Genomic DNA, 21050 nt, shown 5'->3' with positions numbered 1-21050 from the left:
TTGCTTACTCGGCTTTTGCATATTTTCTTAGTAAATCAACCGCTTGTTAGTGGTTGTGAAGCATACAAATTATTCATTCTCTGCTTTAGTTTGCCTAATGGCTAACATTCGGCGACGCTCTAATTCTTGTCGGATAGCCTGTTTTTCAAAACCATCTTGAATGACCTGTTGTACATCAACTTGCATTGCAGCATGATAATAGGATTTGGCTCGCTCAGCTTGTGGGTATGGACGATCTTCAAAACCTAAACGCCCTTTACTATCGGCCTCACAAACTAAGAGGTAGTCAAAAAAACGTTCGGGTTTACGCCATACATCCAATTTATTGAACAGTTTAATCACCGTTTCAGGTCGAAGCTCTGTCATTTTGTGGCAGTGGGAGTGAAATTCTGTGACCAATAGAGCAAATTCTTTGCAATGATTCGGAATTTTTAGGCGATTGGCAAGGTTCACTGTGGGGGTGATGCCATTCACCTCATGCCCATAATGGTGAGGCAGATTATCCTTAGGACTAAGTGCTTTACCGAGATCGTGGCAGAGGGCTGCAAATAAAACACTTTCAGAATCTGTCGCTTTAGCAGAGAGCTTTTTTGCTTGAGCTAGAACCATTAATGTATGTACGCCACAGTCAATTTCAGGATGGTGTTTTTCTGGCTGTGGTATACCAAATAATGCATCGATCTCGGGGAATAATACTTTTAATGCGCCAACTAAGCGTAAAATATGGAAATAAACTTGCGGATTATCACAATTAAAGGCTTTTTGTGTTTCTAGCCAAACTCGTTCCGGTGTGAGATTTTCTAATTCGCCAGATGCGCTGATTTGCCGCATAAGCTTGAGTGTCTCTGGTGCAATCTTAAACCCAAAGGTATGTAGCCGAGCAGCAAAACGCGCGACACGTAGAACCCGTAGTGGGTCTTCACTAAATGCGGCAGAGACGTGGCGTAATATACGCTGTTTTAAATCTGCGACTCCCTGATATGGATCATAGAGTGTACCATGTTCATCTTGAGCAATAGCATTGATGGTTAGATCACGGCGTAGTAAATCCTGCTCTAAAGTAATCTCAGGAGAGAAATCACAAATGAAGCCATTATAACCTTTGCCATTCTTTCGCTCAGTGCGAGCGAGAGCATATTCTTCTTTTGTTTTAGGGTGTAGAAAAACAGGGAAGTCATTGCCGACTTGCTGATAGCCGAGTGCAAGCAGTTCGGTAGGGGGTGCGCCTACTACCAGCCAATCACGATCTTTAATTGGTAAACCAAGCAGTTGGTCTCGTACCGCCCCGCCGACAAGGTAGATTTGCATTTACTGTTTCACTCCACCAAATTCGTTACTTAATTTTGCGCTAAATAGGCGTAACTCTTCTGTCATTAACAAGAAATCAGCATCAAAGCGTTGAGCTTTGTCCTCTTTGAGAATGTCATCATTTTTCTCCCGCACTTCGTCGGCAAATTTAAGGCGAGTAAGGGTCGCATCTTCATTGAGCACACAGGAAAAATGGGTTTCCCAATCAATAGCCAGTTTAGTGATAAATTTACCCGCTTGTAAATGGTTGGCGATCTCCTCGCTTTCTAAATCTTGTCGTTTACAGCGGATAATACTGTCATTCTCGAAATCTTTTAATTCCGCTTCTTCAAGTAGGGTGAGCCAACTAGGTGTATGGCCTTTGGCGACCCAATTTGTCATCACTTCGCTTGGGCTTAATACAAATGACAACGGCACTACAGGTAATGAACCGAGTGATTTGCGCAGTAGAGCTAAAGTAGCTTCTGCACGTTTAGCTGAGCCCGCATCGACATAAATAAGCTGGTTGTCCAAATCAAGCCAAATTGCGGTTGATTGATGTTTACTAAAAGCGCGCGGCAGTAGGGTAGCTATCACATCATCTTTAATTGCCTGTTTTTCCGTTTTCTTTAATTTACGTTGTTCTTTTTCTTCTAACACGGCAATGCGCTCTTCACAGGTTTTTTTTATCACATTAGCCGGCAATATTTTTTCTTCTTTATGTGAAATAAGTAGAAATTGGTTGCCTTGCGAAAAATGCAGCATTTCACTGCCTACAAGCGGTGCAAACCAACCAAATTTTTGCAAATCGTGTTGCGAGCAAGGGCTAAATTTTTGCGGTGCAAGTTGAGCTTCTAATTCGCTATGATTTAAATTTAACGTGCTGGTTAAGCGATAGATCATAATATTTTTGAACCAGAACATTTGGGTAATCCTTAAGTGTGGCGTAGAATAACGACTATTCTACCGTAAAACCCATTTCACCAAAAGGAACAGACTATGCTGAGTAAAAAAATCGCCTTTATCGGGGCTGGTAATATGGCGTTTGCGATCATTAAAGGGCTTATTCGCAGTGGCTATCCTGCAGACTTGATCGCGGCTTGTAATAAGAGTAATCAGGCGAGATTGGCTGAATTACAGCAACTGGGGGTGCAGATCGCTTTTTCGAATTGTCAAGCCGTCAAATGGGCAGATTGTGTGGTTTTAGCCATAAAGCCGCAGGTGATGGCGGAGGTCTGTGAAGAATTAGCTAAGATTGATTTTACTGAAAAATGGCTCTTGTCAATTGCAGCTGGCATTTCGGTAGCACGCTTAACCCAATTGTTACCAACAGCAAACCAGATTATTCGTGCCATGCCAAATACGCCAGCGTTAGTTGGTGAAGGGATGACGGGGCTTTTTGCAGAAAAAACGGTTAATTCAAGCGCTTGCCAGTTTGTTGAAAGCCTGCTGAATGCTGTGGGGAAATGTTATTGGGTGACACAAGAGAGCCAAATTAACCAAATCATTGCCATTACAGGATCGAGCCCTGCCTATTTTTTTCGTTTTATGGAAGCGATGCAAAAATCTGCTGTGGCGATGGGGTTTAGCCAGCAAGATGCGAGAGAATTGATTCAATCGGTTGCATTAGGCGCTGCAAAGATGGTGCAAGAAAATCCTGAGCTACCGTTATCTCAATTAAGGGAAAATGTAACCTCAAAAGGCGGAACAACAGCACAAGCTCTAGCCGTATTTGAACAATATCAGTTAGATAAGCTTGTGGAGGAAGCAATGAATGCCGCAATTTTGCGTGCAGAGGAAATGGAAAAATCGCTATGAAATTAACACCTTTTCAGTGGTCATCATTTAACTTTTTTGGCTTTTATGCAGCATTTGGTGTACTCGTGCCATTTTTGCCGGTTTGGTTAAATCATCATCAATATAATGTGGATACCATAGGAACCTTGATCGCGCTGGGGTATCTCTTTCGTTTAGTTGGTGCGATGTTTTTTTCTAAAAAAATTAAAGAACCTAATCAGCTTTTACCGTTGAGCCGTTTTTTAACATGGGGTGCTGTGGTGCTTGTGCTAGGAATGGCATGGAGTGTTTCATCTATTTGGTTTTTTGTCCCTCTGCTCGCGTTCTTCCATATTGTAAACGGAGGTGCTATGCCAATTGCAGATACGATTGCAGCAAATTGGCAACAGCAAAATATGTTGGATTATGGTAAAAGTCGATTATTTGGTTCACTTGCATTTGTGGTAAGCTCGGTTTCAACGGGCTTTTTGCTGGAATGGACGGGGCAGGATGCGATTATCACCATTTTAGCATTGTGGCTGATTTTACTTGGGATTGGTATCTCTTTTCAGCCAAGCCAAACATTTAAAAGTGTGAGGGAGAATCAGACTCACCAAGAAATTAGTTATCGGCAATTGCTCTCTAATCGTACTACAGTGCGGATGATTATTGCGGTTTCATTAGTACAGGCATCACACGCTGCTTATTATGCCTACAGCACAATGCATTGGACGAGCAATGGCATTTCTACCCAACAGGCGAGTTTGCTTTGGGGGCTCTCAGTTTTAGCAGAAGTATTATTTTTCTATTTCTCAAAACGTTTATTTGGCAATATGGGGATTCGTACATTAGTGCTGGTTGCAATTGCTGGTGCAATGATTCGTTGGGGGCTATTAGCAAGTACAGTTGAGTTTTCTTGCTTAGTTTTAGTTCAATTATTGCATACGGCGACATTTGGGATTTCACACTATGCGATGATCCGTTACATCGCTACTCAACCGATGGCTCATTCAGCAAAATTGCAAGCGCTCTATTTTAGTGTAGCAAACTGTGGGGCAATGGCCGCATTGACCTTTATTGCGGGTAAACTTTATCTGGTTTCACCACAGGTAAGTTTTGGATTAATGGCAGCCACTGTTATTCCCGCATTATTTATTCTGCCCAAAAAGTTTATTGTGAAAATGCAGACAACAAGCGGTGAAAAACCATAAATTTTTTGCAAAACAGCGATTTTTACTTGTAATTTTTGGGAATTTTGCTAAATTCTTTCGGTTTTTTACTAATAAAAATAGGTCAATTTATGAGCCAATTAGATTTGATTAAATCTTCAATTAAATCCATTCCTGATTATCCGCAAGCAGGAATTATTTTCCGTGATATTACTTCATTATTAGAAGTTCCGGCGGCTTTCCAAGCATCTATTGATGCGATTGTGGCTGAATTTAAAGATAAAGGCATTACCAAAATCGTGGGTACAGAATCTCGCGGCTTTATTTTTGGGGCACCTGTTGCGCTTGCCTTGGGATTACCCTTTGAATTAGTGCGTAAGCCAAGAAAATTACCCCGTGAAACGATTGCACAGTCTTATGAATTAGAATACGGTCAAGATACCTTAGAAATGCACATTGATGCGGTTCAAGCAGGTGATAAAGTATTGGTTATTGATGACCTACTTGCCACTGGTGGCACAGTAGAAGCGACAGTAAATTTAATTCGCCGTTTGGGCGGTACAGTAGAAGATGCTGCTTTTGTAATTGAACTGCCTGAGTTAGGTGGTGCAGCACGTTTAGAAAAACAGGGTGTGAAATCATTCAGTTTAGTGACATTTGAAGGACACTAAGTGAATTGAGGATTGGGTAAGAATTGAAAGTGGGCACTTAAGAACATTTTCAATTCTTTTTTATCGTAGAACGTTGTTTATTTCGATTTTTCAATTCTCCGCCAGTAACTATCAATTCTTCATTATCAATTTTATTTATCATTATGTCTTATCAGGTTCTTGCCCGTAAATGGCGACCACAGCGTTTTAGTCAAGTAGTTGGTCAGCAACATGTTTTATCAGCCCTTGAAAATAGTTTGCGAGAAAACCGTTTACATCATGCTTATCTTTTTTCAGGCACCCGTGGTGTGGGCAAAACCTCAATTGCTCGTTTATTTGCCAAAGGGCTAAATTGCGAACAAGGGATTAGTGCCGATCCTTGTGGTGAATGTGCCAATTGCAAAGCGATTGAAGAAGGACGTTTCATTGATTTAATTGAAATTGATGCTGCCTCTCGTACTAAAGTGGAAGATACGCGAGAGCTATTAGATAATGTGCAATATAAGCCAACTGTTGGGCGTTTTAAGGTTTACCTGATCGATGAAGTGCATATGCTATCTCGTAGTAGTTTTAATGCTCTACTGAAAACCTTAGAAGAACCGCCAGAGTACGTCAAATTTTTATTAGCAACCACTGATCCGCAAAAACTACCGATCACAATTCTTTCTCGTTGTATGCAGTTTCATCTGCGTGCTTTAGACCAAAGTCAGATTCGTAAACATCTGGAATTTGTGCTAGGTGAAGAGCAAATTCCTTTTGAATTTCCAGCGTTAGAGCGTTTAGCGAAAGCGGCACAGGGTAGTATCCGAGATAGTTTGAGTTTAACTGATCAGGCTATAGCGCTAAGCAATGCGAATATTACCTTAGCGATTGTTAGCCAAATGCTAGGGTTGCTTGACGAAAATCAGCCATTAGAATTAGTGCAAGCACTTGCTCTTGCGGATGGTGAGAAAACAATGCAAATTGTGCAAGATGTGGCGGAAAGGGGAGTTGATTGGCAGCAATTACTTAGTGATGTTGCTGAAACGTTACACCAAATTGCGATGTTGCAGCTACTGCCAAATAAAGATGGAGAGGAAACACCACTGCATTTTCTTGCTCGTAGCATATCACCTGAAGATGTACAATTTTTCTATCAAGTGATGCTAAGCGGCAAAAAAGAGTTGCCATATGCACCTGAACCTCGCCGTGGCATTGAAATGACAATGTTACGAGCCTTAGCATTTCATCCTAAAAATGCGGATAAAAGTCCGATTGTTGCTACTGGCACAGTGCCAGTCACTTCGGCAGCAGTAAATAGTGGGCAGCAAATCGCACAGTTACGTGATAAGTTAGTGGCTCAGCAAGCTAGTGTGACTTCGCAAGCGGTACAAAATGACCGAAATTCTGCAAATAGTGCTTCTAATATGAGTTCTACGCCTACTGTGCAGACAGCAGTAAGTGGTGGTGTCAGCGCTGCTATGCAAGCATTGCAGGCGAGCCGCCAGCTTAAAGCACAGCAACAGGAAAGTGAAAAAAAAAAGTCTGAGCAAGCGGTAAAAATATCCACACCTAATTTAGTCAAAGCAAGTTCTGCTAAGCAAGCAGTGAAAAATGTGGAACAAAGCTTTGCTAGGCTGCTTTCTAGCCAAGATAAAAAACGTCAAATCGATCTTCCCCGAGCCCCAACTCAAGAACAAGTAACCAGCGATGAAGAATATCGTTGGCAATGGTTAAATCCTGAATTGGAAAATCAGCAGGAAACAGCAAATCCTTCGGAAATTAAACAAGCGATTTTGCAAGAACGTACACCAGAATTAGTCAAAAAAACCATTGAACTCTCTTGCCAACAAGATGCATGGGCAAAATTGGCTAATGAACTGAATTTAGGTGGGTTTTCTCGTCAGCTTGCTTTAAATAGTTACATGGCAGAAAAACGAGATGATTACATTAAATTAGTGTTAAAGCCTGCAATGTCTCGCTTGAATAATGATGAATCGCGTAAAAATCTGGCTGATGCTCTCAAAGCGAAAGGGTTGGATTTAGAACTGATTATTGGCGAAGATGACCGGTATAAAACACCTTTAGAAATTCGGCGTGCTATTTTTGAGGAGCTAACTCAAGCTGCTAGAGTGTCACTTTTTGCTGATGATAAATTAAAGCTGTTACAACAGGCTTTTGAAGCAGAAATTGATGAATCGACAATCCGTGCTGTGGCAGAATGAACCTGCTCCATTGATATAAAAAAGAACAATGAATTTTATTTTTAGTACCTTATAAGATGAAAGCACTTGAAATTACTAATCTAATTAAACAATACCCTACTGGTGTACAAGCGGTTAAAGGGATCAATCTCACCGTAGAGCAAGGTGATTTCTATGCCTTGCTTGGGCATAATGGCGCGGGGAAATCGACTACTATTGGGATTATTAGTTCACTTGTGAATAAGACCTCTGGTAGCGTGAAAGTCTTTGGCTTTGATTTGGATAGACAAAAAATCCAGCTTAAACAGCAGATTGGCTTAGTGCCTCAGGAGTTCAACTTCAATCAGTTTGAGAAAGTGATTGATGTATTACTCAATCAAGCTGGATTTTATGGTGTATCTAGAAAAGCGGCTTTAGAACGCGCGGAATATTGGCTGAAAAAACTTGAATTATGGGAAAAACGAGAGCACTTTACTCGCGAGCTCTCAGGGGGGATGAAACGTCGAGTGATGATTGCCCGAGCTTTAATGCATAACCCTAAATTACTGATTTTAGATGAGCCTACCGCGGGGGTAGATATTGAATTACGTCGCAGTATGTGGGATTTTCTGCGCGAGTTAAATCAAAATGGTACGACTATTATTCTTACTACGCACTATTTGGAAGAGGCTGAGACACTTTGCCGCCATATTGGGATTATTCAACAGGGGGAGCTTATTGAAAATACAACAATGAAAGCGTTATTGGCGAAGTTAGAAACGGAAACTTTTTTGCTAGATTTGAGTAAAAATCGACCGCTTGTTATTGATGATTATCCTTTTAAATGGCTTGATGACGATACTATTGAAGTAGAAGTGAAACGGCAACAAGGCTTAAATAAACTGTTCCAACAACTTAGTGAACAAGGTGTTGAAGTGTTAAGTATGCGAAATAAATCTAACCGCTTAGAAGAGTTATTTTTAAAGATGGCGGAGAAATAATCTATGCAAAACCTAATTGGATTTTATACCCTTGCGACTAAGGAAACGAAACGCGTATTACGAATTTGGCGCCAAACATTAGTTCCTCCTATCATTACAACAACCCTCTATTTTTTGATTTTTGGAACCTTGATCGGGCATCGTATTGGTCAAATGAATGGCGTGAGCTATATGCAATTTATTGCACCTGGTTTGATTATGATGTCAGCAATTACGGCTTCTTATACCAACACCGCTTCTTCGTTTTTCCTCAGTAAATTTGTGCGTAATATAGAAGAATTATTAGTATCCCCCCTTTCTAGTCATACGATTATCTGGGGATATGTAACAGGGAGTATTGTGCGAGGAGGCTTAGTCGGCATGCTTGTGATGGTGGTAGCGTTATGCTTTGTTCGCTATGAGATCCATTCGTGGCTAGTGATTATCCTAACCATGTTCCTCACTACCACCGCATTTGCTTTAGGTGGCTTGATCAATGCTGTTTTTGCACGCACCTTTGACGATATTGGTATTATCCCTACATTTGTGCTAACACCCTTAACTTATTTGGGAGGTGTGTTCTATTCGCTTTCATTATTACCTGAATTTTGGCAGATGGTGTCTAAATTCAACCCGATAGTGTATATGATTAGTGGCTTCCGCTACGGCTTTTTAGGCATCAGTGATACCCCTTTATTTGCAACCTTTGGTGTGTTGGGGCTCTTGGTTATTGGGTTATATTCTTGGGCGTACTATTTAGTTGAAAAAGGCATTGGACTACGAACTTAGTTAATCTTGAGCAATTAGGCATAAAAATGGCGGGATCTCCCGCCATTTTCAATTTAGACAATTGACATTATTTGCTTAAATCGACTTTATATACAGCAAAGCCAACTTCATCGGTAGCAACTTGTGTCATTGGGTATTGTGCTTTTTCTTTGATAAATTCAGCCGCTTTGTCACTCGGAGAAGTTTCAAAGCGAACATCTAATTTATCATTACCTGTAATTGGAGCAATACGCCAGTTACGATCTGCTGTTGGTACAACGTGCCCATGTGCTTTACTTTCATCACGGATATAATCTGCAAGGATTTGGCGGTTTTCATCTGGTGAAGCGTAAACAATATGTTTATCACCTGTACCAGGGAATTTATCACCATAAGCACGATAGTTATTTGTAGCAATCAAAAATTCTGCTTTCTCATCAACTGGTTTGCCTTGATAGGTTAAGCTTACTACACGGTGAGAATTTGGGTTGATTAGTTTACATTCACCATCATAACGTGCAGGTTGAGTAATATCATATTGATACTCAACACCATCAATGACATCAAAGTTATAAGTACGGAAGCCTTCCCAATCAAGGAGTGATTGTGGTTCAGTACTTTTCGGATCGATTTGTTTAAACATACCTGCACTGCATTCCAACCACTCTTTTAATTGTTCCCCAGTGACTTTTACAACAACTAATGTATTTGGATAAAGATAAAGATCCGCTGCATTACGGAAAGTTAAATCACCTTTATCAACCTCTGTATAGCCTGTTGGATCATTTTTACGACCGCCCGCTTTAAATGGTGCACCTGCACTTAAAATTGGTAGACCTGCAAGATCTGGTAATGCTTTTACAGCATTTTCTACATAAGCTTTTTGTGCAGCATTGACAATTTGAATTGTTGGATCATCTTGTACTAAGGCTAAATAACTAAACATATTGTCTGTTGCTTTACCGATAGGCTGTGCGACATATTTACGTGTTTCTTCATGCGTTTCTTTCAGTAATGTGGCAATTTCAGGGTGATTTTCTGCATTAGCTTTTTTGGCTTCTGCATCATAAATTGGACGTAACTCAGCACGTCCGTCAATGACATCCCATTTGCCATTATTTTCTGCCAGTACTAAATCAATTACACTGATATTATTCGCCCAATAACCAGCCATACTTTCAGGTGTTTTCTTCACTAAGCCTTTTTCAATATTCACATTTGGCGATTTAGAAAACTCTTTATTTGGGAAGAGACGGTGAGAATGTCCGAAAATTACTGCATCAATACCTTCCACATCAGCCAGATAGAACGCTTGGTTCTCACTCATTTCTTTATAAGGTTCATCTGATGGACCAGTATGCGCGAGAGCGACAATGATATCAGCACCTTCTGCTTTTACGATAGGCACATATTTTTGAGCAGTTTTCACGATATCACGGGCTTCAACTTTGCCATCTAAATTCGCTTTATCCCATACCATGACTTGTGGTGGCACAAAACCGATATAACCGATTTTTACACTATGCTGATTACCGTCTTGATCGATGATCTCTTTAGTTTGAATAAAATAAGGTTGGAAGAACGGTTCATCGCTACCCACTTTGACGATATTAGCGTTAATGATCGGAAATTTTGCTTGTTTGATGGCATTATCTAAGTATGGTAAGCCATAGTTAAATTCGTGGTTACCGAGTGTGCCGACGTCATATTGCATCGCATTTAACACTGCAACAGCTGGATCAGGCTTACCCTCTTTTGAACCTTTTGCTGCTTGATAATCAGAAATTGGATTACCTTGAATTAAATCGCCATTATCTACTAAGACGCTATTTTTTACTTGCTCACGAGCTTGTTTAATCAAGCTTGCAGCACGCGTAAAACCGAATTTATCGGTTGGCGCATCTTTATAATAGTCAAAATCGGTTAAAAAACCGTGAATATCGGTAGTACCGATAATACGTAAATCGGCTTTTTTCACTCCATCTGCAAATGCAAATTTATTTGTGCCAAGCACTAACATTGCTGTTGCACTAAGTTGGATAAAACGTCTTCTGTTAAGCATAGCATGCTCCTTGTTAGCTTTATATGAGAAAAAAGGCTGAAATATATTCAGCCTTAGGAAAAAATTTAGTCTATAGTGACATTATTAATAATGACATCTTCATTTGGTACATCCGCATGAAAACCGTGATTACCTGTTTTTACACCTTTAATTTTGTCTACGACATCCATGCCTTCAACAACTTTACCAAATACCGCATAGCCCCATTCCTGCACAACCTCTTTACCATACATTTCTTTTGAACGGTAATCGAGGAATGTATTATCTGCGACATTGATAAAAAATTGTGAAGAGGCAGAGTGAGGCTCCATTGTCCGAGCCATAGCAAGTGTTCCACGTAAGTTGCTTAAACGGTTATTTGCTTCATTTTGAATAGGCGCTTTGGTTGGTTTTTCTTTCATACCTGGTTCCATTCCACCACCTTGAATCATAAAACCATCAATGACGCGATGGAAAATTGTGCCGTTATAAAAACCTTCTTTACAATAATCCTCAAAGTTTTTTGCCGTAATAGGTGCTTTGTCAAAATCTAATTCGATTTTAATATCGCCATAATTGGTATGTAATGTAATCATTTTATTGTCCTTTATATCCAGATAGGAAAGTTAGGCGCATATTATTAAAAAGTTTTGCTGAAATTGCAAAATTTTCTCAAAAATAAACCGCTTGTCGGCTATACTTAATATGTGTATTTGAATGAAGAGTTAATAAGGTTTCTATTATGTTAAAAATTTATAATTCTTTAAAAAGAGAAAAAGAAGTATTTAAACCGATTAATCCCAATCAAGTGGGAATGTATGTTTGTGGTGTGACAGTTTACGATCTTTGCCATTTTGGACATGGTAGAACTTTTGTCTCTTTTGATGTCATTGCGCGCTATTTGCGATATAGCGGTTATAACTTGCGCTATGTGCGAAATATTACCGATGTGGACGATAAAATTATTAAACGTGCCGCAGAAAATAATGAAACCTGCGATCAGCTTGTAGCACGAATGATCGCAGAAATGCATAAAGATTTTGATGCATTAAATATTCTTCGCCCTGATGTTGAGCCTCGAGCTACCCAACATATCGCTGAAATTATTGCAATGGTGCAACGCTTGATTGATAACGGTAACGCTTATGTGGCGGATGATGGTGATGTTATGTTTAGTGTGCCATCTTTTCCTAAATATGGTGCGCTATCCCGACAAGATTTGGATCAATTGCAAGCAGGAGCAAGGGTTGAGATTAAATCAGTAAAACGCAATCCGATGGATTTTGTGTTGTGGAAAATGTCTAAACCGAACGAGCCAAGCTGGGATAGTCCGTGGGGCAAAGGTCGCCCTGGTTGGCATATTGAATGTTCAGCAATGAACAGCAAAGAACTTGGCAATCATTTTGATATTCACGGTGGTGGCTCGGATTTAATGTTCCCACACCATGAAAATGAAATCGCACAATCATGCTGTGCGAATCATGGTGATTATGTTAATTATTGGCTACATACCGGTATGCTTACGATTGATGAAGAGAAAATGTCAAAATCGCTCAATAATTTCTTCACTATCCGTGATATTTTGAATAAATATGATAGCGAAAGCGTGCGTTATTTCTTCTTAACGGCACAATACCGTAGCTTATTAGATTACAGTGAAGAGAATATCGGTTTAGCACGTAAAGCATTAGAACGTTTATACACTGCCTTGCGTGGTTGCGAACTCGTGGAACAAGCGGTCGGTTTTGAGCAATATATTGCAAATTTCAAAGATGCAATGGACGACGATTTTAACACCCCAGGCGCATTAGCGGTGTTATTTGAAATGGCTCGAGAACTGAATAAATTGAAAACTGAGAATCCATTGCACGCCAATCAACTTGCTGCTCGCTTAAAAGAATTAGCTGGAGTATTAGGTTTGTTGGAGCAAGATCCTGAAACCTTCTTACAAGGTGGCTCAAACAGCAACGATGATGAAATAGCGGAAATAGAAGCTTTAATTAAACAGCGTAATGATGCTCGAGCGACAAAAAATTGGGCGGTAGCGGATGAAGCACGTAATAAACTCACTGCAATGGGAATAGTGCTAGAAGATGGTGCAAATGGCACAACGTGGCGTAGAGCATAAAGGAGCAAATATGTTGAATAGCATTACGATTGTAGCGGTTACTGGCATGCAAGCCTATGCTCAAAACTCTGTGTATGCTATTCAACGTAGCTATTTAGAATTACAAAAGCAACTTCCTGCGGAACGGTTGCGTTGTTTGTTAATTAGCCCAGAAAAGCCAGAACACTTTTTTGATAATATTCAACATATTGCTTGTAAGCCATTTGGCTATTTAGAATATAGTCTGTTTATGGTTTATTCTTTGGCGCAATTTATTGAAACTAGCCATGTGCTTATTGTGCAAGAAGATGGTTGGGTATTAAATGGCAATAATTGGCGTGATGAGTTTTTTCAATATGATTATATTGGTTCCCCTTTAATGATTCTTGTTGATGAAAAGGGGAAAACATATCGTGATGCATTTTGGGAAAAACATAAATTTGATATTCCTGATGGCATGATTGGACACCAAAATGGTGGTTTCTCATTGCGTAGCAAAAAACTCTTGGAAGCCGCGCGGAAATATCAATTAGGCTTTAATGTGCAGCCACCGGAATATATTCAATCTTTACCATTTGAATTTAAATGGACGGAAAGTACTCATCAGCATTATGAAGATGTTTATTTTTTACAACGACATAAGCAATTAAGCGAATTAGGCTTTAAATTTGCGCCCCCTCATTTGGCTGCCTTATTCGGTTTCCAGCATCTTATGCTTCAAGTCTTGGAAAAAACGAATGTAATGCGAATTTTAGGCTGCCATTTTTCATCATCCTTGAAAATAACAGGGTTAAATCAAGTCACGGTTTTACATCATCAATTTTCTTCAATGGAAGAATTAATCAGAAACGGTCGTATTTTTATTCTTGTTGAACAGGGAATGGAAGTCTATATACCGCCAGAAGTCTCTTTTAATGGGCAAAGCTGTTATCTTAAAAAGAGATGAAATCATACAAGATAGAGAATTAGACTAGGCTTATTTTGCGGATGTGTTGATGAAATAAAAAACCGCTGAAAGTGGTCTCTTAATTTTGTCCACTACCCCCAAATTGCAAAAAAATAGGCAAATCCGACCGCTTGTATATAATAAAATCTGCACTTTATAGAAATAGCTTAAAGTGCAGATTTTTCTCTTTATGTGCCAGAATTAGAGATTATTTTTTTCACCGCGGGATAGACTGATTACGCCTGAGCGCACCATTTCAATAATCGTGGTTTCTTGTGTGACGGCTTCAATGAAAGCATTGATTTTCTCACTTGAGCCGGAAAGCTGAATCGTATATTGCTTTGGCGTAATATCCACAATTTGACCGCGAAAAATATCAGCCATACGTTTAAGCTCGTCACGAGAGCCGCCTACTGCGCGCACTTTAATTAACAATACCTCTCGCTCAACATGTTCAAATTCACTTAAGTTAATCACTTTAAACACATCAATAAGCTTGTGTAACTGCTTTTCAATTTGCTCTAGTACTTGGCTATCACCTTGCGCAACAATCGTCATGCGTGAAAGGCTTGGATCTTCCGTTGGTGCAACAGTTAAACTCTCAATATTAAAGCCACGTTGAGAAAAAAGCCCGATCACACGGGATAATGCCCCTGATTCATTTTCTAATAATACTGATAATGTTCTACGCATCTGTTCGCTCCGTTTTGCTTAACATCATATCTTTCATTGCTCCACCACGTACTTGCATTGGGTAAACGTGCTCGGTTTCATCTACTCGAATATCAACAAATACTAATTTGTCTTTGATTGCAAATGCTTGCTGTAATTTTTCTTCTAGCTCCGAAGGGTGGTCTATTTGAATTCCAACATGCCCATAAGCTTCCGCAAGTTTAACGAAATCAGGTAACGAATTCATGTAAGACTGAGAGTGTCGCCCTTGGTAAATCAGATCTTGCCATTGTTTTACCATTCCCAAGAAGCGGTTATTTAAACTGACGATCACAACAGGCGTATCATATTGACTTGCAGTAGAAAGTTCTTGGATATTCATTTGGATACTGCCATCGCCAGTAATACAAACAACAGTCGCATCAGGATGTGCTAGTTTTACCCCGATTGCCGCAGGTAAGCCAAAGCCCATCGTTCCTGCGCCCCCAGAATTGATCCAACGGCGAGGTTTATCAAAAGGATAGTGTAACGCAGCAAACATTTGGTGCTGGCCAACATCAGAAGCAACATAAGCATCGCCTTGAGTTAATTTATAAACCGTACGAATAACATCTTGTGGTTTTATCACATCACCTTGTTCAAAATCCAAACATTTTTTCGCTTTCCAGCTATTAATTTGCTCCCACCAAGCGCTTAAATCACTTTGACTTTTTGCTAAATTTTCATCATCAAGTAGGCTTAAAAACTCTTCTAAGACATTTTTTGCATTGCCAACAATAGGAATATAGGCCGGTACAGTTTTAGAAATTGATGCTGGATCGATATCAATATGAATCACTTTCGCGTTTGGGCAGTATTTTGCAAGATTATTAGTAGTACGATCATCAAAACGGACACCAATACCTAAAATTAAATCACTCTCATGCATTGCATTATTGGCTTCATAAGTACCATGCATTCCTAGCATGCCTAAAAACTGTCTATCTGTACTTGGATATGCGCCTAAACCCATGAGCGAGCTTGTGACAGGAAGGTTTAATTTTTGAGCGAAAGCGGTTACTTCTTCGGCTGCTTCAGAAATGATGACGCCCCCACCAACAAAGAGAACCGGTTTTTTGGCAACAGTAATCGCTTTTAATGCGCGTTTGATTTGCCCTTTATGTCCTTCAGTTGTTGGATTATAAGAGCGCATTGCCACAGATGCGGGATATTCATAAGGAAATTTATTTGCAGGATTAACCATATCTTTTGGCACATCAATAACAACAGGGCCGGGTCTCCCTGTCGAGGCGATATAAAATGCCTTTTTGATAATTTCTGGAATCTCTGCGGGATTTTTAATGAGAAAGCTATGCTTTACCACAGGACGAGAAATACCAATCATATCGCATTCTTGGAATGCATCAGTACCGATTAAATTTGATGGTACTTGACCGGAAAAAATGACTAGCGGAATTGAATCGGCATAAGCGGTAGCTATACCTGTAATGGCATTGGTCGCACCAGGGCCTGAAGTTACAAGCACACAACCCACTTTACCTGTAGAACGAGCATAGCCATCAGCCATATGTACAGCAGCCTGTTCATGGCGTGTAAGCACATGTTCAATACCACCAAGGGTATGAATGGCATCATAAATATCTAGAACTGAGCCACCAGGATAACCAAAAAGATACTCTACGCCCTCATCGCGCAGGGATTGTACGATCATTTCTGCACCAGAAAGTTTTTTCATAAATTCTCCAACAACTAGATAGGGAGGCCCCTAATAAAAATGAATGTTTTGGATTCTGCGCTTAAAAATAGCACTTGTCTAGTCTATTTTTGTAACAATTTGATAACATGTATATAGTTTGAAAATCTAAAAATCTTTAAATTTTAGATTTTTATAAAATAAAATTGGTAAATAATAGCTTTCGCAGAGTTAAAAACCAAATTTTATAAAATATGTAAAATTAAATAAAAAATACACAAGCGTTGTTTTTTTATACAAATGGGAACGATAACAACTTTTTTAAAAAATTGTTAAAAAATTAGATCAAAGTCATATTCTTTCCGAATAAATTTGAGTAGAATGCCTCAAGATTTTTCACTTACAAAGAAGGATATACCTATGGACGAGACTCTTCGCCAAGCCGCTCTGGATTTTCATGAATTTCCGAAACCAGGCAAAATTGAAGTTACCCCAACCAAATCTCTTGCGACACAGCGAGACCTTGCCTTAGCTTATTCTCCAGGTGTTGCTGAACCTTGCTTAGAAATTGAAAAAGATCCTTCAGCAGCTTACCGTTATACAGCAAAAGGCAACTTGGTCGCCGTTATTTCTAACGGTACAGCCGTATTAGGCTTAGGCAATATTGGTGCATTGGCAGGTAAACCTGTTATGGAAGGAAAAGGCGTTCTATTTAAGAAATTTGCAGGTATTGATGTATTTGATATCGAAATTAATGAACGTGATCCAGAAAAATTGGTGGAGATTATTGCCTCATTAGAGCCTACTTTTGGCGGAATTAATCTGGAAGATATTAAAGCACCAGAATGTTTTTATATTGAACAAAAATTACGTGAGCGTATGAATATTCCTGTATTCCATGATGATCAACATGGAACAGCAATTATCAGTGCTGCTGCAGTCATTAATGCATTACGTATTGTTGATAAAAAAATCGAAGATGTACGCTTAGTCGCATCTGGTGCAGGAGCTGCATCTATCGCATGTTTGAATTTGCTTGTTTCTCTTGGTATGAAACGTGAAAATATCGTTGTATGTGACTCAAAAGGTGTGATTTATAAAGATCGTGATGATCGCATGGACGATACCAAAAAATTATATGCGATTAACGATAATGGCTGGCGTACTCTTGCTGATGCTATGCCAAATGCAGATATTTTCCTTGGCTGTTCAGCCGCAGGTGCATTAACACAAGATATGGTGCGCTCGATGGCTGCTCACCCAATAATTCTTGCTCTTGCGAACCCAAATCCTGAAATTACCCCACCAGAAGCAAAAGCTGCTCGTCCTGATGCGATTGTGTGTACAGGTCGTTCAGATTATCCAAACCAAGTTAATAACGTACTCTGTTTCCCATTCATTTTCCGTGGTGCACTAGATGTTGGAGCAACAACAATTAACGAAGAAATGAAAATGGCTGCGGTATATGCGATTGCTGATTTGGCATTGGCAGAGCAAAATGAGGTCGTAACTTCTGCTTACGGTGGTGAAGGGGCGACCTTTGGAGCAGACTACATTATTCCTCGTCCATTTGATCCGCGTTTGATTGTTCGCATTGCGCCAGCCGTTGCTAAAGCTGCAATGGAATCAGGGGTTGCGACTCGTCCAATTACAGATTGGGATGCTTATATCGAAAAACTCTCTCAATTTGTTTATAAGACTAATCTGTTTATGAAACCAATCTTCAGCCAAGCGAAAGCGGATAAAAAACGCATTGTCTTAGCAGAAGGGGAAGAAACAAAAGTATTACATGCAACACAAGAAATTGTGTCAATGGAATTAGCTTATCCAATTCTGATCGGTCGTCCTGCGATTATTGAAGCAAAAATTAAAAAACTGGGCTTACATATTCAAGCAGGCAAAGACTTTGAGATCGTCAATAACGAAAGTGATGAACGTCATGAACAACTCTGGAAACGCTATCATGCATTAATGAGTCGTCGAGGTATTACTGAAGCAATTGCTAAACGCGTTACAACGTCAAATACCAGTGTAATCGGTTCATTATTGGTTGAGATGGGGTATGCAGACGGCATGGTATGTGGTTTGTTTGGTTCATATAGTCGCCATTTAGAAGCAATTAAAGATGTGATTGGTGTAAAAGCAGGTGTGAAAGTACCAGCGGCGTTAAATAGTTTGGTTTTACCAACCGGTAACGTTTTTATGACGGATACCTACGTGAATGCTGAACCTAATGCAGACGAGTTAGCTGAGATCACTTTAATGGCAGCAGAAGAGATGAAGCGTTTTGGTATTGAACCTCGTGTAGCATACGTTTCTCACTCAAACTTTGGTTCTAACAACCAATTGGGTGCGCCAAAAATGCGTGAAGCCTTAGCCATTGTGAGAGAGCGCGATCCTGCTTTAATGATTGATGGTGAAATGCATGGTGACTTAGCTTTAAATGAAGAGCTACGTTTGGCGCATATGCCAGAAACAACCTTAAAAGGCACGGCAAATTTATTAGTGATGCCAAATGTAGAATCTGCCCGCATCAGCTATAACTTGCTGAGAGCGACAACTACAGCAGTAACGGTTGGTCCTATCTTAATGGGGGTGAATAAATCTGCACATATCTTAACGCCAGCAGCATCGGTTCGCCGTATTATCAATATGGTGGCATTTGCCGCAGTAAAAGCTCAAACTGAAGCTTAATCAGCTCAATGCTGGGGGTTTATAAATTATCAATAAACCCCAGCATAGTTTCAAAATATTTATGTAATAAAAAACATATTAATTATCTTAATTGATATGTTTTTGTTATGTATATTGGAAATATATTTTTAATTAATTAAAAAGCTATTTGATAATAATTCTCTTATAACGTAGAATCGAAATATCAGCTAACTTAATTAAGTAAAAATATGCTACTTCGTCCAAAAAGCCTTTACACAACAATTGTATTTGCAATTATCTCTACTTACTCACAAGCTAATCAAGTGCCAAATTTACCCGAGCTGAATCGGCTTGATGCGAGTCAACAACAACGGCAAACGCTGCATCAACAGGCTCAACATGCGCAACTGCAACATCAAGCTGAGGTAAGGTTAGAGACTTCTCATCAGCAATTATCCCTTTCAAATAACGAATCACCTTGTTATCCCATTCATAACATCTCTCTCATCGATTACGATTCAAACACTCAAAAAAGCCAATTTCAATGGGCATTAGATAAAGCCGTGCGAGATTTAAAATTAACGCTACCGCACTGTTTTGGTGGTGAAGGTTTAGGTATTTTAATGAAGCAAGTCCAAAATAATATTATTGAGAAAGGTTATGTCACTACTCGGGTTGTTACCGAGGAGCAAGATTTACGCGGTGGAAAATTAGTTTTAACGGTAATTATAGGCAAAGTGCGGAATACCATTGTGGCAGATAGTGGCAGTACGCCGCGTTTTACTAAATTAAATGCACTCACTGCATTTACCTTTGCTAAGGGCGATATTCTCAATGTGCGTGATATTGAACAGTCGCTAGAAAATTTAAAACGAGTCCCGACAGTAGAAGCGAATATTGAGATTTTACCGAGTGATGATGAAGCGGCTTCAGTGGGTGAAAGCGATTTAAAAATCAGTTATACCCAAGCCTTTCCATTTCGCCTAAATGTAGGTTTAGATGATTCAGGTTCAAAATCCACAGGAAAATGGCAAGGTTCGGCAACACTTTCAGTTGATAATCTGTTGTCGGCAAATGATCTTTTTTACGCCTCATTTACACATAGCATCAAACAAAAGGGAGATGATAAGGGTAAGCGAGCGAGTAAAAATCTCACGCTTTATTACGCAATTCCATTTGGCTATTGGAATTTAGCTTTTTCCCATAATCAGAGCCGTTATCATCAAGAAGTTTTTGGTGCTTTTGAAAACAGCTATATCTATGCCGGTGAAAGTGCCAACGATAAGCTAACGCTTTCTTATTTGCTTTATCGTGATAGCGTACGTAAAACAACAATCTCTGCTTCGGCTTGGTCTCGCCAATCACAGAACTATATTGATGGAGCTGAAATTGATGTACAAAAACGTCGTATGGCGGGTTGGGAAGCTGGATTTTCACATAAAGAATACTGGGGAAACAGCACACTAGAATTCTCGGCAAATTATAAACGAGGTACAGGTGCGAGAGGGCAGCTACAAGCGCCAGAGGAATTATGGGGAGAAGGTACATCTCGCCCACAAATTATTAGTGCGTCAATGAGCTTCAACAAACCATTTATGTGGGGGAGTCAGCCATGGCAATTTAATTCCAGTTGGAATGCACAATGGAATAAAACACCACTGATCCCACAAGATAGATTGAGTATTGGTGGACGTTATACCGTGCGTGGTTTTGATGGTGAATTAACGCTTTCTGGCGAGCGTGGTTGGCTATGGCGAAATGAACTCGCTTGGAATTTAAACGGCTTAGGACAACAGATCTACTTCGCATTAGACGGCGGACGAGTAACCGGCTGGGCAACGAAAAATCAGCTCGGTCATCATTTAATGGGCACTGCATTAGGTTTACGGGGTTATTTTAAAGGTATCTCCTACGATGTTTTTGGGGGCAGACCAATACGTAAACCAGAGGGATTTAAAACATCTGATGCTGTCGCAGGCTTTAATTTAAATTACCATTTTTAATGTTGCGCTGGATAGCGCTTTAATAGACAAACACAACAGGATATAAAACTATGAACAAGCAATGTTTCCGCGTTATTTTCAGTAAAACACGCCAACGTTTAGTGGTGGTCTCTGAACTCGCAAAATCAGAAGGTAAATCTA

Annotated in this window: 17 protein-coding genes; 11 read left to right on the top strand and 6 right to left on the bottom strand. The window is 39.7% G+C overall.

Annotated features, from left to right (window positions below; all coding sequences use genetic code 11):
• Positions 1-69: 69 nt before the first annotated feature.
• Together EDC51_RS02080 and rdgC are read right to left on the bottom strand one after the other, a co-directional pair.
• Positions 70-1308 carry a multifunctional CCA addition/repair protein gene (locus tag EDC51_RS02080; protein ID WP_131928053.1) on the bottom strand — a complete coding sequence of 413 codons (1239 nt, stop codon included), beginning with the start codon at positions 1306-1308 and terminating at the stop codon, positions 70-72.
• On the bottom strand, positions 1309-2211 hold the full coding sequence (gene rdgC, locus EDC51_RS02075) for a recombination-associated protein RdgC (protein WP_131928052.1): 903 nt from the start codon (positions 2209-2211) through the stop codon (positions 1309-1311).
• Positions 2212-2286: 75 nt separating this feature from the next.
• On the opposite strand from rdgC, the gene proC reads away from it, so the two are divergent.
• The 6 genes from proC (at position 2287) to EDC51_RS02045 (ending at position 8813) form a co-directional block, all read left to right on the top strand.
• The gene (proC, locus tag EDC51_RS02070; RefSeq protein ID WP_015432628.1) at positions 2287-3105 is read left to right on the top strand and encodes a pyrroline-5-carboxylate reductase; all 819 of its coding nucleotides are present in this window, start codon (positions 2287-2289) and stop codon (positions 3103-3105) included.
• The gene (locus EDC51_RS02065) at positions 3102-4274 is read left to right on the top strand and encodes a 3-phenylpropionate MFS transporter (RefSeq protein WP_131928051.1); all 1173 of its coding nucleotides are present in this window, start codon (positions 3102-3104) and stop codon (positions 4272-4274) included. Before proC ends, EDC51_RS02065 begins: the two co-directional genes overlap by 4 nt.
• An 89-nt stretch (positions 4275-4363) precedes the next feature.
• A complete protein-coding gene (gene apt, locus EDC51_RS02060; RefSeq protein ID WP_025267013.1) occupies positions 4364-4903 on the top strand; it encodes an adenine phosphoribosyltransferase in 540 nt (179 codons plus the stop codon).
• Between the two features lie 143 nt (positions 4904-5046).
• Complete coding sequence (gene dnaX, locus EDC51_RS02055) at positions 5047-7086, top strand: DNA polymerase III subunit gamma/tau (RefSeq protein WP_131928050.1); 2040 nt, start codon at positions 5047-5049, stop codon at positions 7084-7086.
• Between the two features lie 56 nt (positions 7087-7142).
• Positions 7143-8045, top strand: a complete 903-nt coding sequence (locus EDC51_RS02050; RefSeq protein WP_015432624.1) for an ABC transporter ATP-binding protein — start codon at positions 7143-7145, stop codon at positions 8043-8045.
• Between the two features lie 3 nt (positions 8046-8048).
• Positions 8049-8813, top strand: a complete 765-nt coding sequence (locus EDC51_RS02045) for an ABC transporter permease (protein ID WP_025289403.1) — start codon at positions 8049-8051, stop codon at positions 8811-8813.
• A gap of 67 nt (positions 8814-8880) precedes the next feature.
• On the opposite strand, the gene cpdB is transcribed toward EDC51_RS02045, so the two are convergent.
• Together cpdB and EDC51_RS02035 are read right to left on the bottom strand one after the other, a co-directional pair.
• On the bottom strand, positions 8881-10854 hold the full coding sequence (gene cpdB, locus EDC51_RS02040) for a 2',3'-cyclic-nucleotide 2'-phosphodiesterase (protein WP_131928049.1): 1974 nt from the start codon (positions 10852-10854) through the stop codon (positions 8881-8883).
• Between the two features lie 65 nt (positions 10855-10919).
• Positions 10920-11429: a peptidylprolyl isomerase gene (locus EDC51_RS02035; RefSeq protein ID WP_025289401.1), complete on the bottom strand. Its 510-nt coding sequence runs from the start codon at positions 11427-11429 to the stop codon at positions 10920-10922.
• Positions 11430-11575: 146 nt separating this feature from the next.
• Here EDC51_RS02035 and cysS point away from each other — a divergent pair, with 146 nt between their 5' ends.
• Both cysS and EDC51_RS02025 read left to right on the top strand, forming a co-directional pair.
• The gene (cysS, locus tag EDC51_RS02030) at positions 11576-12961 is read left to right on the top strand and encodes a cysteine--tRNA ligase (RefSeq protein ID WP_131928048.1); all 1386 of its coding nucleotides are present in this window, start codon (positions 11576-11578) and stop codon (positions 12959-12961) included.
• Complete coding sequence (locus EDC51_RS02025; protein ID WP_131928047.1) at positions 12936-13886, top strand: DUF5672 family protein; 951 nt, start codon at positions 12936-12938, stop codon at positions 13884-13886. Before cysS ends, EDC51_RS02025 begins: the two co-directional genes overlap by 26 nt.
• A 201-nt stretch (positions 13887-14087) precedes the next feature.
• Here the strand turns inward: EDC51_RS02025 and ilvN are convergent, their stop codons facing one another.
• A complete protein-coding gene (gene ilvN, locus EDC51_RS02020; RefSeq protein WP_015432618.1) occupies positions 14088-14579 on the bottom strand; it encodes an acetolactate synthase small subunit in 492 nt (163 codons plus the stop codon).
• On the bottom strand, positions 14572-16293 hold the full coding sequence (locus EDC51_RS02015; protein WP_015432617.1) for an acetolactate synthase 3 large subunit: 1722 nt from the start codon (positions 16291-16293) through the stop codon (positions 14572-14574). The genes ilvN and EDC51_RS02015 overlap by 8 nt, the downstream gene beginning before the upstream one ends.
• Positions 16294-16671: 378 nt before the next feature.
• On the opposite strand from EDC51_RS02015, the gene EDC51_RS02010 reads away from it, so the two are divergent.
• The 3 genes from EDC51_RS02010 to EDC51_RS02000 all read left to right on the top strand — a co-directional run.
• A complete protein-coding gene (locus EDC51_RS02010; protein WP_064319065.1) occupies positions 16672-18945 on the top strand; it encodes an NADP-dependent malic enzyme in 2274 nt (757 codons plus the stop codon).
• Between the two features lie 209 nt (positions 18946-19154).
• Entirely contained in the window at positions 19155-20909 is a 1755-nt protein-coding gene (locus tag EDC51_RS02005; RefSeq protein WP_131928046.1) for a ShlB/FhaC/HecB family hemolysin secretion/activation protein, read from the top strand.
• 50 nt (positions 20910-20959) lie between these two features.
• On the top strand, positions 20960-21050 hold a 91-nt coding region (locus tag EDC51_RS02000), incomplete at its 3' end, for an ESPR domain-containing protein (RefSeq protein WP_211334986.1).

Source organism: Bibersteinia trehalosi (genome assembly GCF_004346205.1).
In the GTDB taxonomy this organism is placed as follows: domain Bacteria; phylum Pseudomonadota; class Gammaproteobacteria; order Enterobacterales; family Pasteurellaceae; genus Bibersteinia; species Bibersteinia trehalosi.
This window is presented reverse-complemented; position numbering and strand designations above follow the sequence as displayed.

Bases quoted from the DNA above. Each gene is read 5' to 3' on its own strand.
- EDC51_RS02080 (WP_131928053.1), bottom strand. From the start codon at position 1,308: ATGCAAATCTACCTTGTCGGCGGGGCGGTACGAGACCAACTGCTTGGT.
- rdgC (WP_131928052.1), bottom strand. From the start codon at position 2,211: ATGTTCTGGTTCAAAAATATTATGATCTATCGCTTAACCAGCACGTTA.
- proC (WP_015432628.1), top strand. From the start codon at position 2,287: ATGCTGAGTAAAAAAATCGCCTTTATCGGGGCTGGTAATATGGCGTTT.
- EDC51_RS02065 (WP_131928051.1), top strand. From the start codon at position 3,102: ATGAAATTAACACCTTTTCAGTGGTCATCATTTAACTTTTTTGGCTTT.
- apt (WP_025267013.1), top strand. From the start codon at position 4,364: ATGAGCCAATTAGATTTGATTAAATCTTCAATTAAATCCATTCCTGAT.
- dnaX (WP_131928050.1), top strand. From the start codon at position 5,047: ATGTCTTATCAGGTTCTTGCCCGTAAATGGCGACCACAGCGTTTTAGT.
- EDC51_RS02050 (WP_015432624.1), top strand. From the start codon at position 7,143: ATGAAAGCACTTGAAATTACTAATCTAATTAAACAATACCCTACTGGT.
- EDC51_RS02045 (WP_025289403.1), top strand. From the start codon at position 8,049: ATGCAAAACCTAATTGGATTTTATACCCTTGCGACTAAGGAAACGAAA.
- cpdB (WP_131928049.1), bottom strand. From the start codon at position 10,854: ATGCTTAACAGAAGACGTTTTATCCAACTTAGTGCAACAGCAATGTTA.
- EDC51_RS02035 (WP_025289401.1), bottom strand. From the start codon at position 11,429: ATGATTACATTACATACCAATTATGGCGATATTAAAATCGAATTAGAT.
- cysS (WP_131928048.1), top strand. From the start codon at position 11,576: ATGTTAAAAATTTATAATTCTTTAAAAAGAGAAAAAGAAGTATTTAAA.
- EDC51_RS02025 (WP_131928047.1), top strand. From the start codon at position 12,936: ATGGCACAACGTGGCGTAGAGCATAAAGGAGCAAATATGTTGAATAGC.
- ilvN (WP_015432618.1), bottom strand. From the start codon at position 14,579: ATGCGTAGAACATTATCAGTATTATTAGAAAATGAATCAGGGGCATTA.
- EDC51_RS02015 (WP_015432617.1), bottom strand. From the start codon at position 16,293: ATGAAAAAACTTTCTGGTGCAGAAATGATCGTACAATCCCTGCGCGAT.
- EDC51_RS02010 (WP_064319065.1), top strand. From the start codon at position 16,672: ATGGACGAGACTCTTCGCCAAGCCGCTCTGGATTTTCATGAATTTCCG.
- EDC51_RS02005 (WP_131928046.1), top strand. From the start codon at position 19,155: ATGCTACTTCGTCCAAAAAGCCTTTACACAACAATTGTATTTGCAATT.